This is a genomic window from Hymenobacter terricola (assembly GCF_017921975.2).
GTDB classification, from domain to species: Bacteria; Bacteroidota; Bacteroidia; order Cytophagales; family Hymenobacteraceae; genus Hymenobacter; species Hymenobacter terricola.
On sequence record NZ_JAGEMO020000021.1, the window covers coordinates 132,080 to 157,122 of the forward strand.

Genomic DNA, 25,043 nt, shown 5'->3' on the forward strand with positions numbered 1-25,043 from the left:
TTCAGTAGAAGCTCCTACGGTCGGCAATTTTACTGATAATAGTTTCGGCCTTCTTTCAAGTAGGCTGTGAGGAGTTTTACGTAAGACTCGAATTCCAGGTTGCGTCTGGAAGAAATATTTTTTTTGCCGCTGCTACATATTGGGCTGATGGCGGGTTTCGTCGCCAAAACCATCGTAGTCAGGGTTGTCGTGGCTGTGGGTGTGGGCCGTGGAAGGCGTGCCGCTCAACCCTTGCAAAAGGCGGTCGGCGGCCTGTTTGTCTTCGCTCACGGCGGCGTCGGGGTTGGTGTGGCCGGGGGCGCTGCCCTGCACCTTAGCGAGGGCGTCTTTTGCCAGCTTTTTCAGGTCGCCGCCCCACTTCGAGGCCGACTGGCGCAGGTTGGACCGGGCGTCGTCGCCGGTTTCGGGGGCCAGCAGCAGGCCGGCCACAATGCCGGCAGTAGCGCCGGCCAGCAGCGAGAGAATGACTTTGCCTTTGTCGTCTTTCATGGGGGTTGCGGGGAAATGGAAGAATGTATGTATTCAGTAACGGAAGATACCACTGGCTGGTTGGGGCAGCAAAAAGCCCCACACCTTGCGGCGCGGGGCTTTGCGATAAGTGGCTGGTGCCAACTTACATATCGTTCAGCATTTTGGTGATTTCGGCTTTGCCTTTGCCGAGCTTGTCTTGCAGCTTGCCGACCAGCTCGTCGCCTTTGCCTTCGGCATAGGTCAGGTCCTCGTCGGTGAGCTGGGCATATTGCTGCTTCAGCTTGCCTTTGATGTCGTCCCAGTTGCCTTTCATTTTCAGGCTGCTGCCGGGCAGGGTCACGCCGAGGTCTTCGAGCTTGCCAGCGTACTCTTTGAATTTAGCTTCGAGGTCGGAACCGATTTTCGTGGCTTGCTCGCCGAGCTGGCCGCTGTACTTGGTAGCGGCACCTTTCCAGTTTTCGCGGGTGGCCGAACCTTTATCGGGAGCCAGGAGCATGCCGGCAATGATGCCAGCGCCGGCACCGGCGAGGGCGGCTAAGAGAATTTTACCGGCGTTGTTGTCTTCTTCGTGGTATGACATGGTAATAGGTAATGAAGGGTGAAAGGGTGTTGAAAGATGGGCTAGAGGAAGCGCCGGGCCGAAGGTAAAAGCCAATATTCTGGTTTTCGGCGGCGATTGGTCTGGCTGCCTATACGAAGGCAGACGCGTGGGGTTGAGCTTGGCACCAAAATTTACGCCCCAAGTTGCGCTACGGCCTTTTCTGGCTTTGGGATGGCCGCAAATCCGGGCCGTCCGGCGTAGATTCGCCTTATTCCACCCCGGCCCTATGAAAACGCATTGGATTTTGAGCGCTGCGCTACTACTGGCGTCGGCTTGCCACCAAAAAGTTGCCCCCACGGCGGCGAGCGACTGCATCGACCCCACCAAAATCAACCCACAGGGCATCTGCACCATGGATTACAACCCCGTGTGCGGCTGCGACGGCAAGACCTATGCCAACCCCTGCACTGCCCAAAATGCCGGCGTGCGCACCTACACCACCGGCCCCTGCGCGGCCGCGAGCCCCAAGTAATTCCCTCGCGCTGATGCCCGCCAAAGCTCGCTACCGCGACTTCTGCCGCACTGCCCCCGATGTGCCGGTATTTGCCCAGGCGTGGTATCTGGACGCCTGCGCCACGGGCGGCGACTGGGATGTGGTGCTGGCCCTGGAGGCCGACCGCGTGGTAGCGGCACTGCCGTATTTCTACAAGCGGAAAGGGCCTTTCCGGTACGCCACCATGCCGCCCTTCGTGAAATGGCTGGGGCCTTACGCGCTGCCCGAGTTCCGGGGGGTGCTGAAGAAGGAGCACGGCCTGATGGAAGAATTAATGAAGCAGCTGCCGGATTTCGCCGCTTTCAAGCAGAATTTCTACCCCACCATTACCAACTGGCTGCCGTTCTACTGGCAGAACTTCCGCCAGACTACTTACTATACCTACCGCCTCAACGGCCTGCACAACTTGCCGCAGGTTGAGGCCGGTATCAACCGGAACATCCGGCGCAACCTGCAAAAAGCCCGGCAGCAGGTGCGGGTAGTCCACAATCTGGGGCCGGAGCGGTTCTATCAGCTCAACAAAATGAGTTTTGACCGGCAAGGGCGGGCCATGCCGTATTCGTGGGCGCAGTTTGAGCGGCACGACGCCGCACTGGCGGCCAACGGAGCCCGGCAATTTTTTTTCGCCGTGGATGCGCAGGAGCAGGTTCATTCGGCGGCGTACCTGATTTGGGACCAGCAGGCGGCGTATTATCACCTCTCCGGCGACGACCCGGCGCTGCGCGAAAGCGGCGCCGGCATTCTGCTGATTTGGGAAGCCATCCGCTACGCCAGCGAGGTGCTCGGGCTGGCTTGCTTCGATTTTGAAGGCAGCATGCTTCCGGCCGTGGAGCGGATTCGGGTGCAGTTTGGCGCGGTGCAAACGCCGTATTTCTTTGTCTGGAAATACAATTCGCGCACTTTTGAGTTGCTGGAGAAGCTAAAGCCGTAAAAAAAGCCAACGTACCCAACCTAATGGACGTCAGGCTGAGCGGAGCCGAAGCATCTCGCGGGCAGCACTAATCAAAACAACAGGGCGAGCGAAATGCTTCGGCTCCTTCATTCAATCCTTTCTCATTCCCTCGTTTATCATCAAACAATGGCTGAAAAACGCTACGTCCTCAATCCCGCTCCCTTTGTAGTTCCCACCACCGACGGCAAGCTCATCGAAGAGCATGTGGGCGGGGCCAGCACCGGCACCACGGCCTACAGCCTGGCGCACATGGTGGCCCCGCCGCACTGGAGCGAGCCGCACCAAACCCCCTCGTTCGACGAATTCACCATCGTGGTGCGCGGCCGGAAACGGTTTGAAATCGACGGCGACGTGGTGGAGCTGCAAGCCGGGCAGGCCCTGCTCATCAAGGGCGGCGCACGGGTGCGGTACTCCAATCCGTTTGATGGCGAATGCGAGTACTGGTCCATCTGCGTCCCGGCATTCAGCCCCGACACCGTGCATCGCGAGGAGGAATAGCTTACTGCTTTTAGAAACATTCTCATCCTTATTACATTATTAGTCGGGTAGTTACGGATTTTTCTAATACCTTCCCGGCCCATGCACCGCTTCTCGCTCCTACTCGTGCTATTGCTGAACTTAGCCGGGCAGGCCGACTTGCAGGCACAAATCCTGAAACCGGGTTTCGACAAGGCCGAATACCTGGAATTGATTCGGCTGCACGCCCGGATGGGCGGCGATTCGATGTGGTGGGCCGGTATTCCGAAGCCCCGGCAATTCACGCTGGCCTACCGCTCGCCGGTGAGCCCGCTCGACAACCGCTGGGATTTGTGGACGCACGGCGGGCCGCGGCCCCAGGCCGCCATCAGCGTGCGCGGCACCACGGACGAGCAGGTGAGCTGGCTGGCCAACTTTTACGCGGCCATGCTGCCGGCGGCGGGCGAGCTGCAGCTGGCCGCAGGCCGCAAATTCGCGTACCATCTGGCCGATGACCCGCAGGCGGCGGTGCACGCGGGCTGGCTGCTGAGCCTGGCGTTCATGGCCGATGGCATCGTGCACAAAGTTGATTCCTGCTACCGGCGCGGCACCCGCGACGTTTTCATCATGGGGCACAGCCAGGGCGGGGCCATTGCGTTTTTGCTGACTTCGTACCTGCGCGATTTACAGCAACACGGCCAGCTGCCGGCCGATATCCGCTTCAAAACCTATTGCAGCGCCGGCCCCAAGCCCGGCAACCGCTTCTACGCCTACGCCTTCGAAACCGCCACCCAGGGCGGCTGGGCCACCAACGTGGTGAACCCTGCCGACTGGGTGCCCGAAGTGCCGCTCTCGGTGCAGACGCTGGACGATTTCAGCCCCGTCAACCCGTTCGTGGGGGCCAGGGCAATGATAAAGAAGCAGAAGTTTCCGAAGAACCTGGCGCTGCGCCACGTCTACAACCAGCTCGACCGGCCCGCCCGCCGCGCCCAACGCCGCTACCAGCGCTACCTGGGCGGCTTCATTGCCAAAGCCATTGCCCAGCACATCCCCGACTATCAGGGGCCGGCCTTTTATCCCAGCAGCAACTACGTGCGGGCCGGCACCACGGTGGTTTTGCCCGCCGATGCCGCCTACTACCTGCTCTATCCCAACGACCCAAACAAGCTGTTCCGGCACCACTTTTTTCAGCCGTATTATTACCTGGCCGAGCGGCTGCCATAAGGTGGGGCCATCCTTTTCCATTCATCCACCCAAGCCAGTACTTCACTCTTCTCTTTCCCAATTCCCAGTCCATGGACCAGCGCATCATCAATCTTTTTGACGACTACACCCACGTTCCGCTCTCCCGCAAGGAGTTTATGGACCGGCTGGTGAAGTTGGCTGGCGGCACGGCCCTGGCCGTAGCGGCGCTCTCGGTACTGGAGCCCGGCTACGCGGCCGCCGCTACCGTGGCCCCGACCGCCGATGATTTGGAAACCGAGGACGTGAGCTGGCCCGGCGACGGAGCCACCGCGAAAGGCTACCTGGTGCACCCCAAAGGCAAGAAAAAGCGCGGGGCCGTGGTTGTCATTCACGAAAACCGGGGCCTCACGCCGCACATTAAAGATGTGACGCGGCGCGTGGCCCAGGCCGGCTACCTGGCGCTGGGCGTGGATGCGCTGTCGGTGGTGGGCGGCACGCCCACGGACGAGGACAAGGGCCGGGAGCTGATTGGCCAGCTCGATGCCACCAAAAACCTGAATAACTACCTCGCCGCCCTCACTTACCTGCGCGGCCGGTCCGACTGCAACGGGCACACCGGAGCCGTGGGCTTCTGCTGGGGCGGGGGCCTGGTCAACCAGCTGGCCGTGCACGACCCCAGGCTGGACGCCGGCGTGGCCTACTACGGCCAGCAGCCCAAAGTTGAGGATGTTCCCAACATCAAAGCGGCCCTGATGCTGCACTACGGCGGCCTCGACCAGCGCATCGACGCCGGTATCCCAGCCTATGAAGCGGCCCTAAAAGCGGCTGGCACCAAGTACGAGCTGTATGTCTACGAAGGCGCGAACCACGCTTTCAACAACGATACCTCCCCCGCCCGCTACAACGCCGAGGCCGCCAAACTGGCCTGGGAGCGCACGCTGCGGCTTTTCAAAGAGAAACTGGGGTAGCCAGACAACCGAACGGCATTGGGTGGCATCTTTGCAGCGTCCATCCGGTGGTCTATGTCGAGTAAGAAGCTACCCGTTTTACTTGTTGCGTTATTGCTGCTCAGGGCTGCCAGCAGCCGGGCCCAGGGCCAGCCGGCCCCGGCGATGCCACCTGCGCCCGACCCTAACTACCAGCAGGTAAGCGTGCCCGTGCCCCGGGCCGTGTCGCTGCTGGCGGACGTGGCCCATGTGCTATTCTCGCGGGACAACGGCCAGGACAAAGTGCAGACACTGATAGACCGGCGCCGCGAACGGTCTAAAAAGGGCGAGCAGCGCATCAATTTCGGCATTCCGAAGAACGGAATTACCCGCACGCTGGGGTTGGTGGAGGAATAAAACCGTGCTAACGCGGCAATTGCGGGGAGTAAGTCCGGAAAGTGGGCGGGCTGGTCGGTATTTCCGGCCCGTCCGTCCACCTTTTTATTTCTGGCCCGGTTCCGGCCGGTGGTTTGCAATTACCCTGGCAGGAAGAGTCGATTCCCACACTCAGGAGCCCGCTGCCTGCAGCAACCGAGCCCACCACGCTTCACCCCCATTCTTCACGTTCCTTCCTTCAGAAACCATGAAAGCTTCCATTTTTTCCATTCTCGCTGCCGCCACGCTGTTGGCCTCCACTCCTTCCTTCGCCGCTGCCGTGCCGGCCACTGGTCCTTACGACAACTACCGCAACGACCACGACCACGACGGCCGCAATGACCGCAACAGCAAAGACTTCAACTACGGCTACGACCACAACCACCGCGTATCGCCCCAGGAGCGCCAGCGCTGGGAAGCCGCCCAACGCCACGACGACCGCAGAGATGACCGTCGGGACGCCCGCAACGACCATTTCGACCGCAACCAGAACTACGGCTTCGACCGCGACCACCGCGTATCGCCCCAGGAGCGGGCCCGTTGGGAAGCTGCCCAGCGCCACGACGGCCGCCGCTAGTTGCCTCCAAACCCAATAGGGCTACCGTCGTGCTGCCTTGCTCAATGGGACTCGGCCTAGCTCGTCACCTATCGGATTGATTTGGTCGATGTTTCGACCCTCTTGGTCCACCTTATTTCCTGCCGCCGACATTCGGCCACAGGTTTGCATTACTCCAGCCGGGCCGGGACCGATACCCGGAAGCCTGCCGCCAGCACATTCTCCCTTTTCACTTCTAGAATCCAGAAATCATGAACGCTTCGTTTTTTTCCGCCTTTGCCGCCGCCAGCCTGTTCGCCACCACTGCCTTCGCCGCTGCGCCCGCCCCTGCTGACCACGACCGCGACGACCGCTACGAGCAGCAAAACCCGCATGACCGGTACAGTGACCGCAACAGCAAGGATTTCAACTACGGCTTCGACAAGAAGCACCGCGTCTCGGACCAGGAGCGCCAGCGCTGGGAAGCCGCCCACCGCATAGCCGAGCGCAAGGATGAGCGCAAGGATGAGCGCAAAGAAATGCGCCACGATGAGCGCAAAGACAAAGATTTCAACTACGGCTATGCCAAAAACCACCGCGTTTCGGACCAGGAGCGCCAGCGCTGGGAAGCCGCTCACCACTACGACGGCCGCCGCTAGGCTCCGTTAGCCGCCTCTAAAAAAGTCCCGTTCACTTGCTTGGAACGGGGCTTTTTTGGCAGATTACTTCACGCTCAAACCATTTTTTTCTCCAACAACTTCATTTCTGTTACCTCCATGAAAAAGTTTTTGTTTCCCCTGCTGGCCGTTTGTGCCCTCACCGTTGGCGCCGCCGCTGCGCAAACCCCTTCCGATGCTGCTCCCCAGGCCATGCGTGGCGGCGGCCGCATGCAAGGCTCGCCCGATGAAATGGCCAAGCGCCAGGGCGAGCGTATGACCCAGGAACTCGGCCTCAACGCCGACCAGACTGCCAAGGTGCAGCAAATCCTGCTGGCCCGTGGCCAGGAAATGCAGGCCATGCGCGGCCAGGCCGGCGGCGACCGCGCCAAAATGCGCGAGCAAATGCAAGCCAGCCGTACCAAGTACGATGCCCAGTTCAAGGAAGTGCTGACGGCTGACCAGTACACCAAGTACACCACCATGCAGGCCGACCGCATGAACCGCGGCGGTGGCGGCCCCGGCATGGGCGCCATAGATGGCAACGTCGACAAGATGAAAGTGAAGTCGAAAGACGGCGACAAAATCAAAGTCAAAGCCGACAAATAAGTGCCTCGCGCTGCTAGAAATGAAAAGCCCGGGCCAGTTGGTCGGGGCTTTTTCGGCTTCTATTCTTTCTTTTAAATGACCGTCATGCAGGGCGTAGCGAAGCATAACGGTCATTTAAAACCCTTCAGGTGGTCAGCCCAACCAGCTTATCCGGCGTGATGGGCAGCTCCCGCACCCGCTTACCGGTGGCGTGGTACACGGCATTGGCCACGGCGGCAGTGAACCCAACCAAGCCAATTTCACCCAGCCCCTTGGCCCCGATGGGGTCGAGCACGGCATCGGGATGGTCGATGAATTCGACTTCGATTTCGGGAATATCGGCATTGACCGGGACGTGGTATTCGGCCAAGTCGTGGTTCACGATGCGGCCGTAGCGGTGGTCAATCTGGGCGCTTTCCATCAAAGCAATGCCGATGCCCCAGACCACGGAGCCGAGCACCTGGCTGCGGGCCGTCTTGGCGTTCAGCACCCGGCCCGCGTCCACTACCGACACCACCCGGCTCACCCGCACCTCACTGGTGAGCGGGTGCACCCGCACCTCCACAAAATTGGCACAGAATGACTTGCCCGAATACGCCTTCATTTCCGGCGATTTCTCGGCTTTTTTCGTCACTTCCAGCGCGGGCAGCTGGTGCTGAGTCAGCACCTCACCGTAGCTCAGGCGCCGGCCATTCTTCCGGCTGTTTAGAATGAAACCATCGACGGCCATCAAATCCTCGGTTTTGGTTTTGCCCACGCCATTGCCGGGCAGTCGCAGGGCCAATTCCAGCAGCTGCTGCTTCAGCGCCGCGCATACCTCGTGCACCGCCGAGCCCACCGAAGTAGCCGTGTGCGAGCCAGCCTGCAGCGGGGCCTCCGGCAGGGCCGAATTGCCCAGCTCGAAGCGGATGTTGGCTGGGGACACGCCGCTGGCATCGGCCGCAATCTGGGTCATGATGGTGGCCGTGCCGGGGCCAGTGTCGGCGGTGGCGCTTTGCACCAGCAGGGTTCCGTCGGGCAGCAGGCGGGCGCGGGCCGTGGCGACACTCCGCTCGGCTTTGTAGATGCCGGTGCTCATGCCCCAGCCCAGCAAGTGGCCGTCGGCCGAGTGCATGGAGCGGGGCGCGGGCGTGCGCTTGCGCCAGCCAAACAGCGCCGCCCCGCGCTCGTAGCATTCGCGCAGGTGCTTGCTGCTCCAGGGCTTGCCGTTTTCGGGGTCGGTGTCGGCATAGTTCTTCAGGCGCAGGGCCAGCGGGTCCATGTTCAATGCATAAGCCAGCTCGTCCATTGCCGATTCGAGGGCGAAGGAGCCGCTGGTTTCGCCGGGGCCGCGCGTCCAGCAGGGCGTGCTCACGTCGAGCGGCACGAGGCGGTAGCTGGTGTTCAGGTTGGGCGTTTGGTAGGAAGATTTGGTGGGGTGCACGATGCGCTCACCAAACTGCTCGTGGCGCGAAGTCATGCCGTAGGCCTGGTGCGTGATGCCCACCAGCGTGCCATCGGGCGTGGCGCCCAGGCCTAATTTTTGGATGGACTGCGGCCGGTAGCCCACCATGTTGAATTCCTGGTCGCGCTGGCCCATCACCTTCACGGGCCGGGCCACTTTCTTGGCCGCCAGAATTGCCGCCATCTCCGGTGGCCAGATGCGCGACGAACCCCCAAAAGCCCCGCCCACGAATTGTGAATGCACCTGCACGTTCCCAGCCGGCAGCTGCCACATGCGCATCAGGTCCTGCTGCGCCAGCTTGGGGCCCTGGGTTTTGTTGTGCACCGTCAGCTTGTCGCCCTCCCACAGCGCAATGGCGGCGTGCGTTTCCATCGGGTTGTGCACCTGCATGGCCGTGCGATATTCCTGCTCAACGCGCACCGGGGCCGTTTTATAAGCATCAGCCTGGCCTTTGGAAAACTCCGCGTCTTCCTTGGGCGTCACGTTCGCCCCCAGGCTGGCGGCTAAGGTAGTCTGGTGCGCCGCTGCCTCATATTCTACCCGAATTAAGGAAGCCGCGTGTTGCGCCTGCTCCAACGTTTCGGCCACGGCCAGGGCCACGGGCTGATTGCTGAAGTGGATTTGGTCGTCGAAAAACACCCGGAACTCCTGGCCTTCCACGCGCGGGTTCTGGTTGGTGGCCGGGTTCTGGTAGCCGGGCACGTTGGGCGAATTCAGGTGCGACACCACGGCCAGCACTCCGGGCAATTTTTCGGCGGCGGCCGAGTCCAGCCGCTTGATGCGCCCCCGGGCAATGGCACTGGTTACCAGCACCCCGTGCACGCAGCCCGGCACGGCATGCTCGGCGGCGTAGCGGGCACCCCCGGTCACTTTCAGGCGGCCATCAACCCGGCTCAGCGGCTCGCCGACACTCGCGGCAGCGGCTGGAAACAACGATTTTTCCATAGCAGAAGGAATAAAAGCCCCTGCCAGTACGGCGGGCAAAATCGCCGCGTTTCAACTCTTCTGATTAAAAAACCCGCTGTTCTGCTTATTAAACGCCGTATTTCTACGCAAAATAGCGGCTATCCCCGAGGTGGGAATAGCCGCTACTGAAGAATCAATTTCGAAAAAACGCCGTTGCGCTACATTGTGCGGTGCGCCCGGCCTTTGTGCGAGCTGCGGTGGCGGGCCGTCGGACGGCGCTTAAACAGGCCGCCGAAGCTGTTTTTGTGCCGGCCCTGGCCCCGGTAGTACCGATACACTGGCACGTAATTGCCAGCCGTGGGCTTGCGCCGGTGAATGGGATGGAAGGTGGCAGCCGTTGCAGTGGCGGCGTGAATTTCGGCGCTTGCGAAACCCAGCAGGAGGAAAAACAATAAAGCAGTACGCAGCATAAAAAAGGGGTTTGGTGGCGTGAGCAATAGGCTTGGTCAGTCATCAGCAGCGGGTGCTACCGAACTACTAACCCCGCCAGCGGGGGAAATATTCCCCTATCGTTCCACTTTTTCGACCATTCAGGCATTATTATCGACCAATCCGGCACCTGAATAGCTGGCAATGAGTTACTAATAGGGTGATTTATTTTTTCGAAACATAAGCAATAATCAGCAGACCATCTGCAATTTAATACGGTTTTAATGTTGCAGTCATTATTAATTAAATTATTTATTGCACCTTTCACTTCCGTCCTTTTCAGCCATTTGCTATTATCAAGCTGAAATATAAATGAAATTATTCGTGGTACGGCGTTTCGGTTGTCATCGTCAAACCATTCCCGTAGAACCATGCAGCTAAAGCCGTTTTTCGAGGCCGCAGCCATGTAATCCGAAACGTGATGCACAAAGCATTCCAACTCAACCGTTCCGCCGCCCTGCTCAAAACGTGCCTTACTGCCCAGATATTGTTTGAATGGGTGCAATTCGCCGAAATAAAACAGCCCGCCCGGCTTCAACCCCCGGCCCGCCTGCTGAAACACGAAGCCCAAATCCTGGACGTGCTCCAGCAGCAGGCTACAGGTAACCAGGTCGGCCGCGCCCGCTGCAAAGGCCCATTCCCTGGTAATATCGGCCTGCTGAAAGGTGATATTGCCACTCCCGGGCTTTTCTTGCGCCTTGCGCAGCATCTCCGCCGAAAAATCCACGGCCGTGACGTGCGCCGCCCGGGCCGCCAGCCATTCCGTGTTCTTCCCCGTCCCGCAGCCAATTTCCAGCACCTCCGCAAAGGGCATTTCCGCCAGCATCTGCCGAAAGGCAGTGCCTTCGAGGTCGCGTGTTTTGTTGAGGACCGCATCGTAGGTTTCGGCCCAGGCGTTGTAGGCGGTTTGGATGTTCATAGGGAAATTTAAGAAGCGGAAGCTGCTTCCGCAGCAGTAGAGCAACCGAACTGGTTACCTTTTTTGCTGAACTTGTTGGGGCCGGAAGGCAACTAGTTGTGTTTTGACGAAACCAGTTCGAAACTTCTCTTCCAAAGTGCCCTCCATTTAGTACATGACTAATTACGTAAAATGTTTCGTGACTGCATCTTTCCCTACCCCCTGAATCATTCATCCCTGCTGGCGCGAGTTTAGTGCAGCGTAACTCGTACCAGAGCGAGGTTTTAATCACAGCTTATCGCTGGTTTAATTTTTTTATTAAACCAATCTGTTATTCTTTCCTGCTGCTTTTTATCAAGGCCATGATTAAAATCCTGCCATTTGCTGGTTGGATTCGGCCCTTTAACACTCACAAGAAGTAATGCTGATTCTTTATTAAATCCACCAGTAGGTACAGCAGTTAATAGAATGCAGTTATTCTCACGAGAGAAAAAATAAAAACTATAGTATGGAGATGGCGGCTCATTTGGGCCATCAGGGTAAGAGGAAGCATTATCATATACCCCACTCGCTTTTAGGCGTTTCAATCTGTTTATAATAGTATCTCCCTTACACCCAGAATAGACATTTTCAGCATATGCATAAGAACCCGCTGAGAAAGAATTAATATCACAAGAGCAGATTAGAACTTGAAATACTGACAGGAGGAGTAACCACGCGAGCTTTTTCATGATACTTGAGTATTTACCAATAAAAGGCAAATAAAGACATTCTGCACTGCCGCGAGGCTTTCCGTTCGCAACCCCAAAACAACCCCACTCCCGCCTCGCTCGTCTAACCGGCTCCACTGTAGGGTGCGGGGTCGTACCCGGAGGGCTTGCCCCCGCCCGTCGTTGAACGGGCACGTTGTTTCGGCCCGAGCGGCGGGCGGGGGCAAGCCCCGCCCCTACACAACGCTTTTCCGATGAGCCTCTGGCAAATTATCCAACGCCTGCTGCCGTTTGTGCGGCCCTACCGCCGCCTGGTGATTGCCACGCTGCTGCTCACGCTGGTGGGCTCGCTGGCCGCGCAGGTCAACCCCTTCGTGCTGCGCTATACCGTGGACACGGTGCAAGGGATGCTGGACAAGGGCCAGGGCCTGGCCGAGGGCTGGACGCTGCTGGCCTGGGTGAGCGGGCTGCTGCTGGGCAAGGAAATCATCAACACTTTCATCCAATTTGGGCAGAAATACTACGGCGAGAAAATCCGCATCCAGATTTCCGGCGTGCTGGCCCAAACGGCCGTGAGCAAGATTCTGAGTTACCAGCTCGGCTTCTTCTCCGACGACGGCAACCAGACCGGCAAGCTCCAGACCCGCATCGACCGGGGCGTGGAAAGCCTGATGAAGCTGGTGCAAAACTTCTTCATCGATATCATGCCGCTCTTCGCCAACGCCATCGTAGCGCTGGTGGTCATTTTCCTGAATAACAAGTGGGTGGGGCTGGTAGCGCTGGCCATTTTGCCGGTGTATTTCTGGCTCAGCTACGCGCAGGCCGCCAAATTGCAGGGCGTGCGGCGCGGCCTCCAGCGCCTGCGCGAGGAGAAAAACCACGGCCTTATCAGCATCATCGACAGCATCGTGGTCATCAAAAGCTTCGTGCGCGAGCAGTACGAAGGCCAGAAGCAGGCCAGCGTGCAAAGCCGCCTCGAAGGCGCCCAGCTCCTAACCCGCAAAACCAACTTCCGCTTCGATGGCCTCAAAACCTTCGTCGAGCAGATTGGCGTGGTGGCCATCATCGTGCTCACGGCCTACCTCGTGCTGGGCCGCCAGATTTCCATCGGGGCCATCATGTTCCACATCCTGCTGTTCAACAACGTGTCGGCGCCCATCCGGCAGCTGCACCGCATCTACGACGAGATGAACGAGGCCCTCACCTACTCCGAAGGCTTCTTCGCCATCCTCGACGCCGACGACCAGACCGAGCGCCCCGGCCCGCTGGCCCCCGGCCCCGACCTGCGCGGCCAGTTCGAGCTGCGCCACGTGAACTTCACCTACCCCAGCGGCACGGCAGCATTGCACGACGTAAGCCTGACCATTCAGGCCGGCAAAACCACCGCGCTGGTGGGCCTCAGCGGGGCGGGCAAAAGCACCATCATCAACCTGCTCTGCCAGTTCTACCGCCCCAACGGCGGCGAAATCCTGCTCGACGGCCATCCACTGGCCGAGTACGATACCTTCGCCCTGCGCCAGGAAATCGGCCTGGTGCTCCAGAAGAACCACATTTTCAAGGGCACCATCGAAGAAAATATCCGCTACGGCGACTTCACCGCCACCCAGGCCCAGATTGAAGCTGCCGCCAAGCAGGCCTACCTGCACGACCAGATTCTGGACCTGCCGCGCCAGTACGAGTCCGATGCCCAGCAGCTCAGCGGCGGCCAGCAGCAGCGCATCGCCATCGCCCGGCTCTTCCTCAAAAACCCGCCCATCATCTTCCTCGACGAGCCCACCGCCAGCCTCGACGCCATCGCCACCGAGCAAATCAAAAACTCGCTCGACGCCATCAAGCAGGGCCGCACGGTGGTCATCATCTCCCACAGCCTCGCCCAAATCGTGGATTCGGACTGCATCTACGTCATGAAAAAAGGCCACATGGTAGAAAGCGGCACCCACGACGAGCTCTACGATATGAAAGGCACCTACCGCGAGATTTTCGACGCCTCAGCCCGCAGCTTAAATATCGAGAAGCTGGCCAAAGCAATGGCCGATGACGGCGACGACGTACTGGATACGGCTTCGTGAAGGAAGATTACATTTGCTTCACCAAACTGGTATTTACAGGTTAAGATTATAAAATCCAATGAAAATCCATTACGTTTTTTCCATAATAATAGCAGCTTGCACAGCTTGTACATCAGGCATTCCTAAAGCAAGTAATGGGTTCCCAGCAACATATTCCGGAGGGTCTGCAAAACCTAGATTCATCAATGTCAACTTGGAATTGGAAAGCGAAAATTCTTACACTTATTCGGAATTCGGAACCCCAAATTATTCTATTGAAGACTCAGGCACCTATACAATAAACGACACTACAATAATCCTAAACTCCTTGAACACTTTGCAAAAGATAAAACGTCGCAAAGGAAAGATGATTGATGGGAGAAAAATTTCACTCGATGATTCTATCAATCATCAAAAACTATTTGTAAGGCAAAAATGCTCAATACATAAAGATGAAATTATTATTTGGAGTAGGGAAGCAGTCGCAAATGATGGCTTTGGGTTTTCCTTATATAATTACCATAAGCGCGATGGCAGATAACACCTTCGGTTTTCCTAGACTAATTCCCCTAAATTATTAGCGACAAAGTCACACTATTATTTACCCCGCCTCATGACCATCGACCTCACCCACGTCGACACCAAAGCGGCTTTTCACCACACCATGAAGCGCGAGCTACACTTCCCCGACTGGTACGGCGTGAGCTGGGACGCTTTTTGGGATGTCCTCATCGCCGTGGTCGAAATGCCGGAGTGCGTGGTGTTGCTTCACTGGGAGCGTTTCGCCCAAACCTGCCCCAAAGACATGCTGATTCTGCGTCAGATTATCGCCGACTACCACCAGGAAAAGCCCGGTAAGCAACTACTGCTGGGCTCTTAAAAGCTTGCAGGCAGCCTGAGAGTAGCGCGGACTTTGTAGTTCGCGTCTCCACGCCGTTTGAAAATTGTTCGGGTTTCCGCCGCAGACGCGGACTACAAAGTCCGCGCTACTCACCGTGCGAATCGTTACATAGGGCCCGTAAATGCGTCCATAGGCCTCGCAAATCCATCCGTATACCCCGCGCAAGTCTTCATAGGCCCCGCGAATCTCTTCATATAGCCTGCACGGACCCAAAGAGGCTGCACCGGCCCTTTTCGAGGCCTTTCAATAAAGCCCGACTATAACCCCCGCCAAGCCGGAATCGTTAGGAAACACTCCACATTCTCACTCTTTCCCCACAATGGCAACCCAACAAACTGCCCTCACCACGGGCGCCACCAGCGGCATCGGCCGCGAGCTGGCCAACTGCTTCGCGCAAGACAAGTACAACCTCGTCATCGTGGCCCGCGACCAGAACGAGCTGAACCAAACGGCTTCGGAGCTCAAGCAGCAGTTCGGCATCGAAGTCACCACCATCGCCAAAGACCTGTTCAAGCGCGAGGCCCCGTTTGAAGTCTACAACGAAAGCAAGGGCCTGCAAATTGACGCGCTGGTGAACGACGCCGGCCAGGGCCAGTACGGCACTTTCGACAGCACCGACATCAACCGCGAGTTGGATATTATTCAGCTCAACATTGGGGCCTATGTGGTGTTCACCAAGTTGTATCTGCAGGAATTTACGGCCCGGAATGAGGGCAAAATCCTGCTCGTGGGCAGCATCGCGGGCGAGCTGCCCGGCCCGCTGCAAGCCGTGTACCACGGCACCAAAGCCTTCGTAAACTCTTTCGCCGAGTCCATTTCAGGAGGAAAACAAGGACAGCAAGGTCACCATCACCAACCTGCTGCCGGGCCTGACGGATACTGACTTCATCAACAAAGCCGACATGACCCGCGCCAAAAATGTGGCCGAAGGCCAGGCCGCCCCCGCCGCCGGCGTGGCCCAGGACGGCTACAAAGCCCTGATGGCCGGCGAGCACCGCGTCATTTCCGGCTTCAAGAACAAGGCCCAGGTAACGGCCAGCAACATCATCCCCAACGAGCTGGTGGCCGCCAACGTGCACAAGCAAAGCGCCCCCGTCAACGGCGACGAGCGCAGCAAATAGCTGCCGCAGTAGCACATTCGTCACGGTTTTCATCAAAGAGCCCGGCCGCTCTGGTCGGGCTTTTTGCGTGGCGGCAGCTTTACAAAGTCGCTTCAGTAGCGGCTAGGACTTGGGTTTTGCCTTCTCTGACTTGGGCTTGTTGGTGCCCGTTTTTCCGAAAAAAGCCGTGGGCCGGGCGGCCCGCACCTGCTCGTAGGCAATGCGCTGCAAGGCCACGGCGTTGGCCGGCGTGATGCCGAGCGTGGTGGCGGCCTGCTCGGCCGCGCCCAGCGTGCGTGGGTCGCGGCCCGTGATTTCGCCGAAGAGCACGCAGGCGTTCAGGTAGGCACCCCCATTGCTGGGGTGGTAATGGTCCTCGGCCCAGAGGTCGATTTTGCCGGGTTCGGGGGCGTACGGGTTGCGCTGGGCCACGCCCGCCTGCACGGCATGCAGCCAGGCATCGCCGGCCGGGGCAATGCCGGCCAGGGCGGGGTTGAGCTGCTGGAAGCCATAGTAGGAGGCGTGCAGCTCCTGCGCCATCGAATCGAGCGGCAAGCCAGCGAAGGGCGTGCCGACTGGGTAGCAGAGGTCGGCACGGGGCCAGGTCTGGAACATGAACACGCGGGCGGCCGGGCTGGCCGTGTGCACGGCCTGCTCCAGCCGGGTGGCGTAGTCGCGGAACTGGTCGGGGTGGCCGCCGTGCCGCACGGGCAGCGCCCAGAGGCTGTGCTCCTGCAGCACCACGGTGTTCCAGCGCGGCTGCTGAATCACGGCCAGGGCGTGTTCGTAGTGGTATTGCAGCGGCTTGGCATTGATTTCCTCGAAATGCACTTCGTAGTCAAGGCCGGCTTCTTCGGTGAACTGCTTGAAAATGCCGGGGATGCCGCCCCACACCACGGGCTCGCCGGTGGGGGTTTCGCAGCGGGGGCTGGTGCTGGGCAGGCCGTAGTTTTCGTCGGTGACGCGGGCCGCGTTGTAGGCCAGCACCGGCTGGTACTTGCCGTGAAAAAAGCTATTGCCGACAAACAGAATGACGTTTGGGGCGGGGCGCGACCGGCCCAGTACCGGGGCGGCGCTCAGCCAAAGGGCCAGGGCAGCCAGTACCGGCAGTTTACAAAAATCTCGTGTCACAGGGCAATGGGAAGGAAATCGCAGAAACCCCGCAGCTGGGAAGAAGAGAGCAGCACAAAATCAATGATTCAGAAATTTGGGTATGCAATAACGCAATTTCCCAGGAAAGACGCTATCTAACCAGCAGAAACCACCAGTGCTACAGCAGCTTCTGCACCCAGCGCAGCGGCAGCCACTTCATCGCGCGGGCCATCAGGCCCCAGGGCCAGCCGGGAACGAAAGCCTGCACGGGCTCGCGCTCAATGGCCTTTACGAGGGCGCGGCAGCCGGTTTCGGTGTCCACCATGTAGGGCGTGCTCTTCACCCTGGCATTGATTTCGGAGCGGATGTAGCCGGGGTACATGATGCTGACTTTGATGGGCGAATTCAGCAAATCGGCCCGAATGCCTTCCGTAAGCGCCGACAGCCCAGCCTTGGTGGCCGCATAAGTAGTCTGCGCGCGCGGCATCCCGCGCATGGCCGCTACCGACGAAATTGTGACCAGATGCCCTGCATTCTGCGCCCGAAATACCTCCAGCGCCGCCTCGCACTGCGCCAGCGCGGCCACGAAATTGGTCTGGGCGGTTTGCAGGTTGGCGTGAAAGTAGCCGGTACCCAGCGACGCGCCTTTGCCCATGCCCGCATTCACAATGATGCGGTCAAGCGTGCCCAAGTCAGTTTTGAAAGCCCGAAACACTTCGAATACCTGGTCGTGGTTGTTTACATCGAGGGCGCGCACGAAGACTTTGATGTTTGGATACGCGGCTTCCAGCTCAGCTTTCAGGGTGTCGAGGCGGTCGGTGCGCCGGGCGCAAAGGGCGAGATTGCGGCCCATGCGGGCGTATTCGCGGGCCATGCCCTCGCCCAGCCCCGAGCTGGCTCCGGTGATGAGGATGTTTTGGCGGATGGTGGTCATACTAAGGAAAGTGGTTTGGTAATGTAGGAACGCGCCATGGCGCGTTCGGCGGTGGCACAGCAGTTCTGGCGCAACGATTGAACGCGCCCCGTCTTAGCGCAACGATTGAACGCGCCGTGGCGCGTTCCTACGGCCGCATGGCCCGGCGGCAGCGCCAGTGCAGGTAATGCACAAAAATCCAGAAGTTCCTGAAGGCCGGATTGCGGGTTTGCTTGTGGTGGTAGCGGAAGTAAATCTGCTGGGCGATGGCCGAGAGCCGGAACAGCCCATACACTTCGTAAAAGGCCCAATTCTCGGGTTGGAAGCCGGTTTTCTCGCAGTAGTAGGCCACCACTTCCTTGCGGGTGAGCATGCCGGGCAGGTGGGTGGGCTGGCGGCGGGTGGCCTGGGCCAGGAAGTCGTCGTCAGCCTGCACCCAGTAGGCCAGCAGGTTGCCCAGGTCCATCAGCGGGTCGCCGAGGGTGGCCAGCTCCCAATCCAGAACACCGAGGATGCGCGTGGGGTCCTCCGCATCCAGCACCACGTTATCAAACCGGAAATCGTTGTGCGTAATGCAGATGCGCTCCTGGCTGGGCTGGTGGGCTTCGAGCCAGGCCATGATGCGACGGGCCCTGGGCACGTTCCAGGTGCGGGCCTGGGCGTAGCGCTTGCTCCAGCCGCTGATTTGGCGCTGGGTGTAGCCCACGCCGCTGCTTAACCCCACCAGCCCGGCCGCCTGGTAGTCGACTTGGTGCAGCTCAATGAGGGCGTCGAGCACGTTCAGGCAAAGCTGGCGCACGGTGGCGGGCGGCAAATCCAGCCCGCGCGGCAGGTTCTTGCGCGGGATGATGCCGGCCACGCGCTCCATCACGTAGAAATCAACCCCGATAAGGCTGGTGTTCTCGCAATAAGCCACCATCTCGGGCACGTAAGGGAACACCGGTTTCAGGGCCTTTTGCACGCGGTATTCGCGGCCCATGTCGTGGGCCGATTTGGCCTTGGTGCCGGACGGCGGGCGGCGCAGGATGAGGTCGGCGTTGTCGTATTCGAGGCGATACGTCCAGTTGGAAGCCCCGCCGGCGTACTGCGTCACGCGCGGCAGCCCGCGCAGCTCCGGCCGCTGCTGTTTCAGCCAGGCATCCACGGCGGCGGCGTCCAGCTCTTCGCCCGGGCGCAGCGGACCGGCGGTATCGAGAAGGCGGGGGGCGGGTTCGGGAGGCATGGAGAAATTTGAGTTAATCCTGAAAAGAGCATTAAGAACGGTCATACTGAGCTTGCCGAAGCATCTCTACTGCTTCGTTTAACGGTTCAGGCGAAGCGGGAGAGATGCTTCGGCAAGCTCAGTATGACCGTTCTTTTGTCATCATTCTACTTCTCATTCCTGCCCTTGTATTTCGCCAGCTCCACCCGCGCCACCATGGCGCGGTGCACCTCGTCCGGCCCGTCGGCCAGGCGCAGGGCGCGAGCCACGGTGAAGAGCGCCGTGAGCGGCACGTCGTGCGACACACCCGCGCCGCCGTGCATCTGGATGGCCTCGTCCACTACGCGCTGCAGCACGTTAGGCGCTACTACTTTAATGGCCGAAATCTCATTCATGGCCGCTTTCACGCCCTGGGTGTCAATTTTCCAGGCGGCGTAGAGGGTGAGCAAGCGGGCCTGGTCGATGGCCATGCGCAGGTCGGCCACGCGCTCCAGGTTGCCGCCCAGGTGCAAGATGGGCTTGCCAAAGGCGGTGCGCGCCAGGCCGCGTTTAATCAATAATTCCAGCGCCCGCTCGGCCGCGCCGATGCAGCGCATGCAATGGTGAATGCGGCCCGGCCCCAGGCGGCCCTGCGCAATGGCGAAGCCTTCGCCTAAGCCCACTAGTAGGTTAGCTTTCGGCACCCGCACGTTTTCAAACCACACTTCGCCGTGGCCGTACGGCGGGTCGTAATCGCTGAAGGCGGGCAGCATGCGCTGGATGTTGACGCCGGGCGTGGGCAGCGGCACCAGCACCATGCTGTGGCGGGCGTGGGGCGCGGAGTCGGGGTTCGAAAGGCCCATGAAGATGGCCAGCCGGGCATCGGGGTGGCCCAGACCGGTGGCCCACCACTTGCGGCCGTTCAGCACCAGCTCGTCGCCGTCTTCGGTAATGGTGGCCTGCATGTTGGTGGCGTCGGAGGAGGCCACGTCGGGCTCGGTCATGCAGAACACGGAGCGAATTTCGCCGGCCAGCAGCGGCATCAGCCACTCTTGTTTTTGCGCGGCATTGCCGAAGTAGTGCAGCACTTCCATGTTGCCGGTGTCGGGCGCGTTGCAGTTGAACACGGTGGGCGCCAGGAAACTACGGCCGGTTTCTTCGGCAATAGGAGCATATTCGAGGGTGCTGAGACCCGCGCCGTGCTCGGCATCGGGCAGGAACAGGTTCCAGAGGCCGGCGGCTTTGGCTTTCGTTTTCAGCTCTTCGATGAGGGGGAGCACGCGCCAGGTTTGCCAGTCGGCACCGGGGTTGGCGGCCAGGTTGTCGCGGTGGTACTGCTCCTCGATGGCCACGATGTGCTCACGCATAAAGGCCTGCACGCGGGCAAGGTAGTTCTGGGTTTTGGGGCTGGGGGCGAAATCCATGGGGAAGAAAGGAGCGCGGACTTTGTAGGCCGCGTGGCAGAACGACAAACGTTGAAATGGCGTGGGGACGCGGACTGCAAAGTCTGCGCTACGTCGTGCTACGCTACGAAATCACGCCGCTGTCAATCACCAGCTGAGTGCCGTTGGTGTAGCTCGAATCATCCGACGCCAGGTAAATAAACGCCTTGGCCACTTCATCGGCGCGGCCCAGGCGCTTCATCGGGCTCATCGAAATCATCTGGTTGCGCAGTTCCTCAGGCGCGTCCTTGATGAGCGGCGTATCGATGTAATACGGGCAGAGGGCATTCACGCGCACGTTGCGGCGGGCGAATTCCTGCGCCGCCACGCGGGTGAGGCCCAGCACGCCGTGCTTGGAGGCCACGTAGGCACTCAGGCCCGGCGCGCCGCGCAGGCCGGCCAGCGACGACATATTCACAATGACGCCCCCGCCCTGCTTCATGAACTGCGTCAGCTCGTATTTCATGCAGGTAAACACGCCCGTCAGGTTCACGTTGAGGATGCGCTGAAACGACTCCTCACTGGTGTCAAGGAAACTGAAGAAGCCTTCGCCGATGCCCGCGTTGTTCAGCGCCACATCGAGCCGGCCAAATTTCTCCACGGTGGTGGCGATGGCCTGCTGAATGCTGGCCGAATTGGTGACATCGAGCGGCACAAAAAGGACTTCGCCCCCGGCGGCTTTCACTTCATCGAGGGCGGCTCGGTAATCAGAATTCAGCAGGTCGGCAATGACGACTTGGGCACCTTCCCGGGCGGCGGCTACGGCTGAGGCCCGGCCCAGGCCCGAGGCCCCGCCGGTGATGAACACGACTTTGTTTTCGAGTTTTTTCATGGGTATTGTTCTGACGGTTCACCTCACCCCGGCCCCCTCTCCCGCGGCGAGGGGGCCGGGGTGAGGGGGCATCTTAAAACCAGGCGTCCTGCATGTCTACCGTCACGGCATTGGCCGATTGCAGGCGCTTGGCCAGGCTGGGCACTTTCACCAGCTCGTATTCGTAGAAATACTGGGCGGCCATAAGTTTGCCGTGGTAGAAATTTCGGTCCTCGGCGTGGGCGGCGTGCAGGGCTTTTTGCGCCACGGTGGCTTGGCGCAGCCACTGCCAGGCCACCACTACCAGGCCGGCCAGTTCCAGGTAGAGCGTGGCATCGGCCAGAAATAACTCGTGGTTTTGGGTGGCGATGCCCAGCAGGTGGCCCGTCGTCTGCTGGAGTACGCCCACCATTTTGGTGAGCTGCCCGGCCAGCGGCTCCAGGGTCGGCTGGGCCTTCGCGGCGATGATGGCGGCCTGCATTTCTTCCAGCAGCAGGCCCACGGCTTTGCCGCCGTGCTGGGTGATTTTGCGCCCCAGCAAATCGAGGCCCTGAATGCCGGTGGTGCCCTCGTGAATGGGGTGAATGCGTGACTCGCGCCAGAACTGCTCCACCGGAAAATCGGTAGTGTAGCCGGCCCCGCCGTGCACCTGAATGGCAGCGCTGGTGCTGAGCACCCCCATTTCCGAGGGGTACGTTTTGGCGATGGGCATCAGCAAATCGAGCAGCAGCTCGGCCCGCTCTTTTTCCTCGCCCTCCCCGGCCCGGGCCACGTCCATGTAGTAGCTGCACTGGAGCAACAGGCCCAACGCGCCTTCCATGGTGGCTTTTTGGAAGAGCAGCATGCGCTTCACGTCGGCGTGCTGGATAATGGGTACTTGGGGCTGGGTTACGTCGCGGTTGGCGATGAGGCGGCCCTGGGGGCGGGCGCGGGCGTATTCGAGGGCCGCGTAGTAGGCGGCCGTGCCGATGGCCGCCGCGCTCACGCCCACGGCCAGCCGGGCCTCGTTCATCATCTGGAACATGTAGCTGAGGCCCTTGTTGGGCTCGCCCACGAGGTAGCCGCGGCAGTCGTCCTGGCCCCCAATCATGAGGTGGGCAATGGGGGCGCCTTTGCAGCCCAGCTTGTGGTAGATGCCGGCCGTGACGACGTCGTTACTGATTAAATCCCTGGGCTTCGTGGCCGCGTCGGGCAGGCCGGCGGCCGTGCGCTGGCGCGGCACCACGAACAAGGAAATGCCCTTGGCGCCGGCGGGGCCGCCTTTTATTTTGGCCAGCATGAGGTGCACCACGTTGTCGCAGGCGTCGTGGTCGCCGGAGGAAATGTAGATTTTCTGGCCGTGCATGCGGTAGTAGCCCTCGTCGGTGGGCGCGGCCGCGGTGCTGATGTCGGAGAGGGAGCTGCCGGCGTCGGGCTCGGTGAGGGCCATGGTGCCCTGCCAGCGGCCGGCGTACATATTTGGCGTGAAGGCAGCCGTGAGCTCGGGCCGGGCGAAGCTGCGGAGCAAATTGGCGGCGCCCAGGGTGAGGAAGGGCGGCACGCTGGCCGAGTAATTGGTGGCCTGCATGGCGAATACGGCCGCGTTGTACACGGTGCCGGGCAGCTGCTGGCCGCCTTCGGCGTAGGGAAACAGGGCGTTAATCCAGCCATCTTCGCCGAAGCGGCGCACGATATTTTTCACGCCGGGGTGCAGCCGGATGGTGCCGTCCACGAGCTGCGGCTCCTGGCGGTCCATCTCCGTGAGGAGCGGCTTCAGCAGTTGGTCGGCAAACTGGCCGGCGGTGTCCAGCACGAGGTCAATCGAGCCGCGGTCGTGGTCCTGGAAATAGAGGAAGCGGGCGAGGGTTTCAACCTGCAGGACTTCGTGGAGCTGAAACGCCAGGTCGCGGCGGGAATAGGCTTGCTTGGCCATTCTAACAGGAAATTGGGTGGGAAGGGAGAGCCGGTAAAAGTACCCGTCCGCCCTGTTCGGCCCAATGACCTAGGTTAAGAAATGCAGCGGGCATAATGATACAAACCCAGAATGTTATGCTGAGCGGAGTCGAAGCATCTCTACCGCTTCGTTGCATTCATTGAAATACTTGCGCGGTAGAGATGCTTCGACTCCGCTCAGCATGACGTTCTTTTTTCTCCTTACCAAAGCCCTATAGCTGCGCCCGCATCCGGCTCAGGCTTTCGGGCTTCACGCCCAGATAGGTGGCGATGTGGCGCTGGGGCACTTGCTGAATCAGCTCGGGGTTCTGGCGGAGCAGGGCGAGGTAGCGGGTGCGCAGGTCGTCCATCTGGAAGGCCCGCAGGCGCTCGGTGAGGCCGCACACCAGGTTCTCGTTGATGCGGCGGCCCAGGCGCTCGATGGGCGGGACGCGGCGAAAGAGACGGTTGAGGTCGGGAATCAGTATTTCGTGGGCCTGCACATCGGTGAGGCATTCAAAATACAGCTCGGTGGGCACCTGGGCCACAATGCTGAGGGTGTCGAAACAGAAGGAACTGGCCCCGTAGAAGGCCGAGGTAATGTCCTCGCCGCGCACGAGGCGGTAGGCGCGGGCCAGGCCGGTTTCGATGAAGTAGAGGCGGTCGGGCGGCGGGCCGGGGTGGAACAGCTCGGTGCCTTTCCGAAACGCGCAGGGCCGGATGAGGGCCAGGGTCTGCTCCAGCTCGGCGTCGGTGAGGTAGGCGTGCTGCTGCAAATAGGCGCGCATAGAAGGGCTTTTCGATAAATTATTTGGGCCAGAAAATCGCACAGCTTGTACCGGCCGGGGCGTTTCTTCACGAAAAGTACGCCGCTTACGCAGCACCTTTGTCAGATTGCGTACAAGGCCCGGTAATACTCCCCAAAACCGTTCGCAGCCGGGAAGGCTGCTCATTATGCACCTCTTCGTTTTCTCGCCCTTAAGCGCCTCGGCCCGCACCCATTTGTACCAGCAGCTGCCCACCAACGTGGAGGCCACTTTCTGCTCCGACCTGCCCGTCGACCAGCAATTTTCCGCTTTCCAGGAAGCCGAGGTGCTGCTCGGCAATCCGCCCGCCGCCTGGCTCACGGCCGGCACCCCGCCCCTGCTGCGCTTCTGGCAAATCGACTCGGCCGGGTTTGAGCGCTACCGCCACGTGCGGCTGCCCATTCCGGTGGCCAATATGGGCGACTTTTTTGCCTGGCCCTGCGCCGAAACCATGGTCGGCGGCCTGCTCGCCCTCTACCGCCACCTGCCCGAGCTGGCCGTGCTCCAGTCCCAGAAAAAATGGGTGGGCGGGGCCCACGTGCGCAACCGCGCCGGCCTGCTGCGCGGCAAGCGTGTGGTCATTCTCGGGGCCGGGGCCATTGGGCTGGCGGTGCGCCAGCAGCTCACCGGCTTCGAATGCTGGGTGCAGCTGCTGGCCCGCACGCACCCCGAGGCGGCGCTGCGCTCCAAGGAGGACCTCAAAGCCGCCCTGCCCGATACCGACATCGTAATAAACTGCCTGCCCGGCAGCGCTGAGGGCTTTTTCTCCGCCGATTTGGTGGCCGCCATGCGGCCCGGCAGCATCTATGCCAGCGTGGGCCGCGGCAACACTACCGACGAGCCCGCCCTCCTCAAACTGCTGCAAGCCGGCTACCTCGGCGGCGCCGTGCTCGACGTAACGGCCATCGAACCCCTGCCCGCCGATAGCCCCCTCTGGACCCTGCCCAACGTGCTGCTCACCCAGCACACCGGCGGTGGCCAAGCCCTCGAAGACGAGAGCAAAGTGGACGTGCTCCTGCGCAACCTGGAATTGCTCCGCACCGGCCAGCCGCTGGAGAATCTGGTGGAGTTAAGCCGGGGGTACTAACCTCACC

The 25,043-nt window shown here is 60.4% G+C and carries 28 protein-coding genes; 15 read left to right on the plus strand and 13 right to left on the minus strand.

Translation table 11 applies throughout. The features are described from left to right. Positions 1-132: 132 nt before the first annotated feature. Complete coding sequence (locus tag J4G38_RS15910; RefSeq protein WP_210517999.1) at positions 133-489, minus strand: YtxH domain-containing protein; 357 nt, start codon at positions 487-489, stop codon at positions 133-135. Positions 490-613: 124 nt separating this feature from the next. Further along, positions 614-1,051 (minus strand): CsbD family protein, encoded by a 438-nt coding sequence (locus J4G38_RS29000; protein WP_210518000.1) that lies wholly within the window; start codon positions 1,049-1,051, stop codon positions 614-616. 247 nt (positions 1,052-1,298) lie between these two features. On the opposite strand from J4G38_RS29000, the gene J4G38_RS15920 reads away from it, so the two are divergent. From J4G38_RS15920 to J4G38_RS15960, 9 genes are all read left to right on the plus strand, one after another. Continuing rightward, positions 1,299-1,544 carry a Kazal-type serine protease inhibitor domain-containing protein gene (locus J4G38_RS15920; protein WP_210518002.1) on the plus strand — a complete coding sequence of 82 codons (246 nt, stop codon included), beginning with the start codon at positions 1,299-1,301 and terminating at the stop codon, positions 1,542-1,544. A gap of 13 nt (positions 1,545-1,557) precedes the next feature. Next, positions 1,558-2,496 carry a GNAT family N-acetyltransferase gene (locus J4G38_RS15925; RefSeq protein ID WP_210518003.1) on the plus strand — a complete coding sequence of 313 codons (939 nt, stop codon included), beginning with the start codon at positions 1,558-1,560 and terminating at the stop codon, positions 2,494-2,496. A gap of 147 nt (positions 2,497-2,643) precedes the next feature. Next, entirely contained in the window at positions 2,644-3,015 is a 372-nt protein-coding gene (locus J4G38_RS15930) for a cupin domain-containing protein (RefSeq protein ID WP_210518005.1), read from the plus strand. Positions 3,016-3,096: 81 nt separating this feature from the next. Then, complete coding sequence (locus J4G38_RS15935; protein WP_210518007.1) at positions 3,097-4,197, plus strand: lipase family protein; 1,101 nt, start codon at positions 3,097-3,099, stop codon at positions 4,195-4,197. A gap of 71 nt (positions 4,198-4,268) precedes the next feature. Then, positions 4,269-5,126, plus strand: coding sequence for a dienelactone hydrolase family protein (locus J4G38_RS15940; protein WP_210518009.1), 858 nt, complete (start codon positions 4,269-4,271; stop codon positions 5,124-5,126). 54 nt (positions 5,127-5,180) lie between these two features. Then, a complete protein-coding gene (locus J4G38_RS15945; RefSeq protein WP_210518010.1) occupies positions 5,181-5,501 on the plus strand; it encodes a hypothetical protein in 321 nt (106 codons plus the stop codon). Between the two features lie 226 nt (positions 5,502-5,727). After that, positions 5,728-6,096: a hypothetical protein gene (locus J4G38_RS15950; protein WP_210518012.1), complete on the plus strand. Its 369-nt coding sequence runs from the start codon at positions 5,728-5,730 to the stop codon at positions 6,094-6,096. A 230-nt stretch (positions 6,097-6,326) separates the two neighbouring features. Continuing rightward, the gene (locus J4G38_RS15955) at positions 6,327-6,713 is read left to right on the plus strand and encodes a hypothetical protein (RefSeq protein ID WP_210518013.1); all 387 of its coding nucleotides are present in this window, start codon (positions 6,327-6,329) and stop codon (positions 6,711-6,713) included. Positions 6,714-6,830: 117 nt separating this feature from the next. After that, positions 6,831-7,319, plus strand: coding sequence for a periplasmic heavy metal sensor (locus tag J4G38_RS15960; RefSeq protein WP_210518015.1), 489 nt, complete (start codon positions 6,831-6,833; stop codon positions 7,317-7,319). A gap of 124 nt (positions 7,320-7,443) precedes the next feature. Here J4G38_RS15960 and J4G38_RS15965 read toward each other — a convergent pair whose 3' ends face one another. The 4 genes from J4G38_RS15965 to J4G38_RS15980 form a co-directional block, all read right to left on the minus strand. Next, positions 7,444-9,687, minus strand: a complete 2,244-nt coding sequence (locus J4G38_RS15965; RefSeq protein WP_210518017.1) for a xanthine dehydrogenase family protein molybdopterin-binding subunit — start codon at positions 9,685-9,687, stop codon at positions 7,444-7,446. A gap of 179 nt (positions 9,688-9,866) precedes the next feature. Further along, positions 9,867-10,118: a hypothetical protein gene (locus tag J4G38_RS15970; protein WP_210518019.1), complete on the minus strand. Its 252-nt coding sequence runs from the start codon at positions 10,116-10,118 to the stop codon at positions 9,867-9,869. A gap of 56 nt (positions 10,119-10,174) precedes the next feature. Beyond that, complete coding sequence (locus J4G38_RS15975; RefSeq protein WP_210518021.1) at positions 10,175-11,056, minus strand: class I SAM-dependent methyltransferase; 882 nt, start codon at positions 11,054-11,056, stop codon at positions 10,175-10,177. A 263-nt stretch (positions 11,057-11,319) separates the two neighbouring features. Next, the gene (locus tag J4G38_RS15980; protein ID WP_210518023.1) at positions 11,320-11,766 is read right to left on the minus strand and encodes a hypothetical protein; all 447 of its coding nucleotides are present in this window, start codon (positions 11,764-11,766) and stop codon (positions 11,320-11,322) included. A 233-nt stretch (positions 11,767-11,999) separates the two neighbouring features. Here J4G38_RS15980 and J4G38_RS15985 point away from each other — a divergent pair, with 233 nt between their 5' ends. From J4G38_RS15985 to J4G38_RS16005, 5 genes are all read left to right on the plus strand, one after another. Further along, a complete protein-coding gene (locus J4G38_RS15985; protein WP_210518024.1) occupies positions 12,000-13,814 on the plus strand; it encodes an ABC transporter ATP-binding protein in 1,815 nt (604 codons plus the stop codon). Between the two features lie 58 nt (positions 13,815-13,872). Continuing rightward, complete coding sequence (locus J4G38_RS15990) at positions 13,873-14,334, plus strand: hypothetical protein (RefSeq protein ID WP_210518026.1); 462 nt, start codon at positions 13,873-13,875, stop codon at positions 14,332-14,334. A 72-nt stretch (positions 14,335-14,406) separates the two neighbouring features. Beyond that, positions 14,407-14,673, plus strand: a complete 267-nt coding sequence (locus tag J4G38_RS15995; protein WP_210518028.1) for a barstar family protein — start codon at positions 14,407-14,409, stop codon at positions 14,671-14,673. 340 nt (positions 14,674-15,013) lie between these two features. After that, positions 15,014-15,577 carry an SDR family NAD(P)-dependent oxidoreductase gene (locus J4G38_RS16000; protein ID WP_226163468.1) on the plus strand — a complete coding sequence of 188 codons (564 nt, stop codon included), beginning with the start codon at positions 15,014-15,016 and terminating at the stop codon, positions 15,575-15,577. Between the two features lie 19 nt (positions 15,578-15,596). After that, entirely contained in the window at positions 15,597-15,815 is a 219-nt protein-coding gene (locus tag J4G38_RS16005) for a hypothetical protein (RefSeq protein ID WP_226163470.1), read from the plus strand. A gap of 102 nt (positions 15,816-15,917) precedes the next feature. Here J4G38_RS16005 and J4G38_RS16010 read toward each other — a convergent pair whose 3' ends face one another. The 7 genes from J4G38_RS16010 to J4G38_RS16040 all read right to left on the minus strand — a co-directional run bounded on the left by J4G38_RS16010 (position 15,918) and on the right by J4G38_RS16040 (position 23,931). Next, positions 15,918-16,925: a hypothetical protein gene (locus J4G38_RS16010; RefSeq protein ID WP_210518030.1), complete on the minus strand. Its 1,008-nt coding sequence runs from the start codon at positions 16,923-16,925 to the stop codon at positions 15,918-15,920. Positions 16,926-17,064: 139 nt separating this feature from the next. Further along, a complete protein-coding gene (locus J4G38_RS16015; protein WP_210518032.1) occupies positions 17,065-17,820 on the minus strand; it encodes an SDR family oxidoreductase in 756 nt (251 codons plus the stop codon). Positions 17,821-17,947: 127 nt separating this feature from the next. Next, on the minus strand, positions 17,948-19,021 hold the full coding sequence (locus tag J4G38_RS16020) for a phosphotransferase family protein (RefSeq protein WP_210518034.1): 1,074 nt from the start codon (positions 19,019-19,021) through the stop codon (positions 17,948-17,950). A gap of 146 nt (positions 19,022-19,167) precedes the next feature. Next, on the minus strand, positions 19,168-20,403 hold the full coding sequence (locus tag J4G38_RS16025; protein ID WP_210518036.1) for an acyl-CoA dehydrogenase family protein: 1,236 nt from the start codon (positions 20,401-20,403) through the stop codon (positions 19,168-19,170). A gap of 103 nt (positions 20,404-20,506) precedes the next feature. Further along, positions 20,507-21,253, minus strand: a complete 747-nt coding sequence (locus J4G38_RS16030; protein WP_210518038.1) for an SDR family NAD(P)-dependent oxidoreductase — start codon at positions 21,251-21,253, stop codon at positions 20,507-20,509. A gap of 73 nt (positions 21,254-21,326) precedes the next feature. After that, a complete protein-coding gene (locus tag J4G38_RS16035; RefSeq protein ID WP_210518040.1) occupies positions 21,327-23,144 on the minus strand; it encodes an acyl-CoA dehydrogenase in 1,818 nt (605 codons plus the stop codon). A 232-nt stretch (positions 23,145-23,376) separates the two neighbouring features. Next, positions 23,377-23,931, minus strand: a complete 555-nt coding sequence (locus tag J4G38_RS16040; protein ID WP_210518042.1) for a Crp/Fnr family transcriptional regulator — start codon at positions 23,929-23,931, stop codon at positions 23,377-23,379. A 166-nt stretch (positions 23,932-24,097) separates the two neighbouring features. Here J4G38_RS16040 and J4G38_RS16045 point away from each other — a divergent pair, with 166 nt between their 5' ends. After that, complete coding sequence (locus J4G38_RS16045) at positions 24,098-25,036, plus strand: D-2-hydroxyacid dehydrogenase (RefSeq protein ID WP_210518044.1); 939 nt, start codon at positions 24,098-24,100, stop codon at positions 25,034-25,036. Positions 25,037-25,043 lie beyond the last annotated feature (7 nt).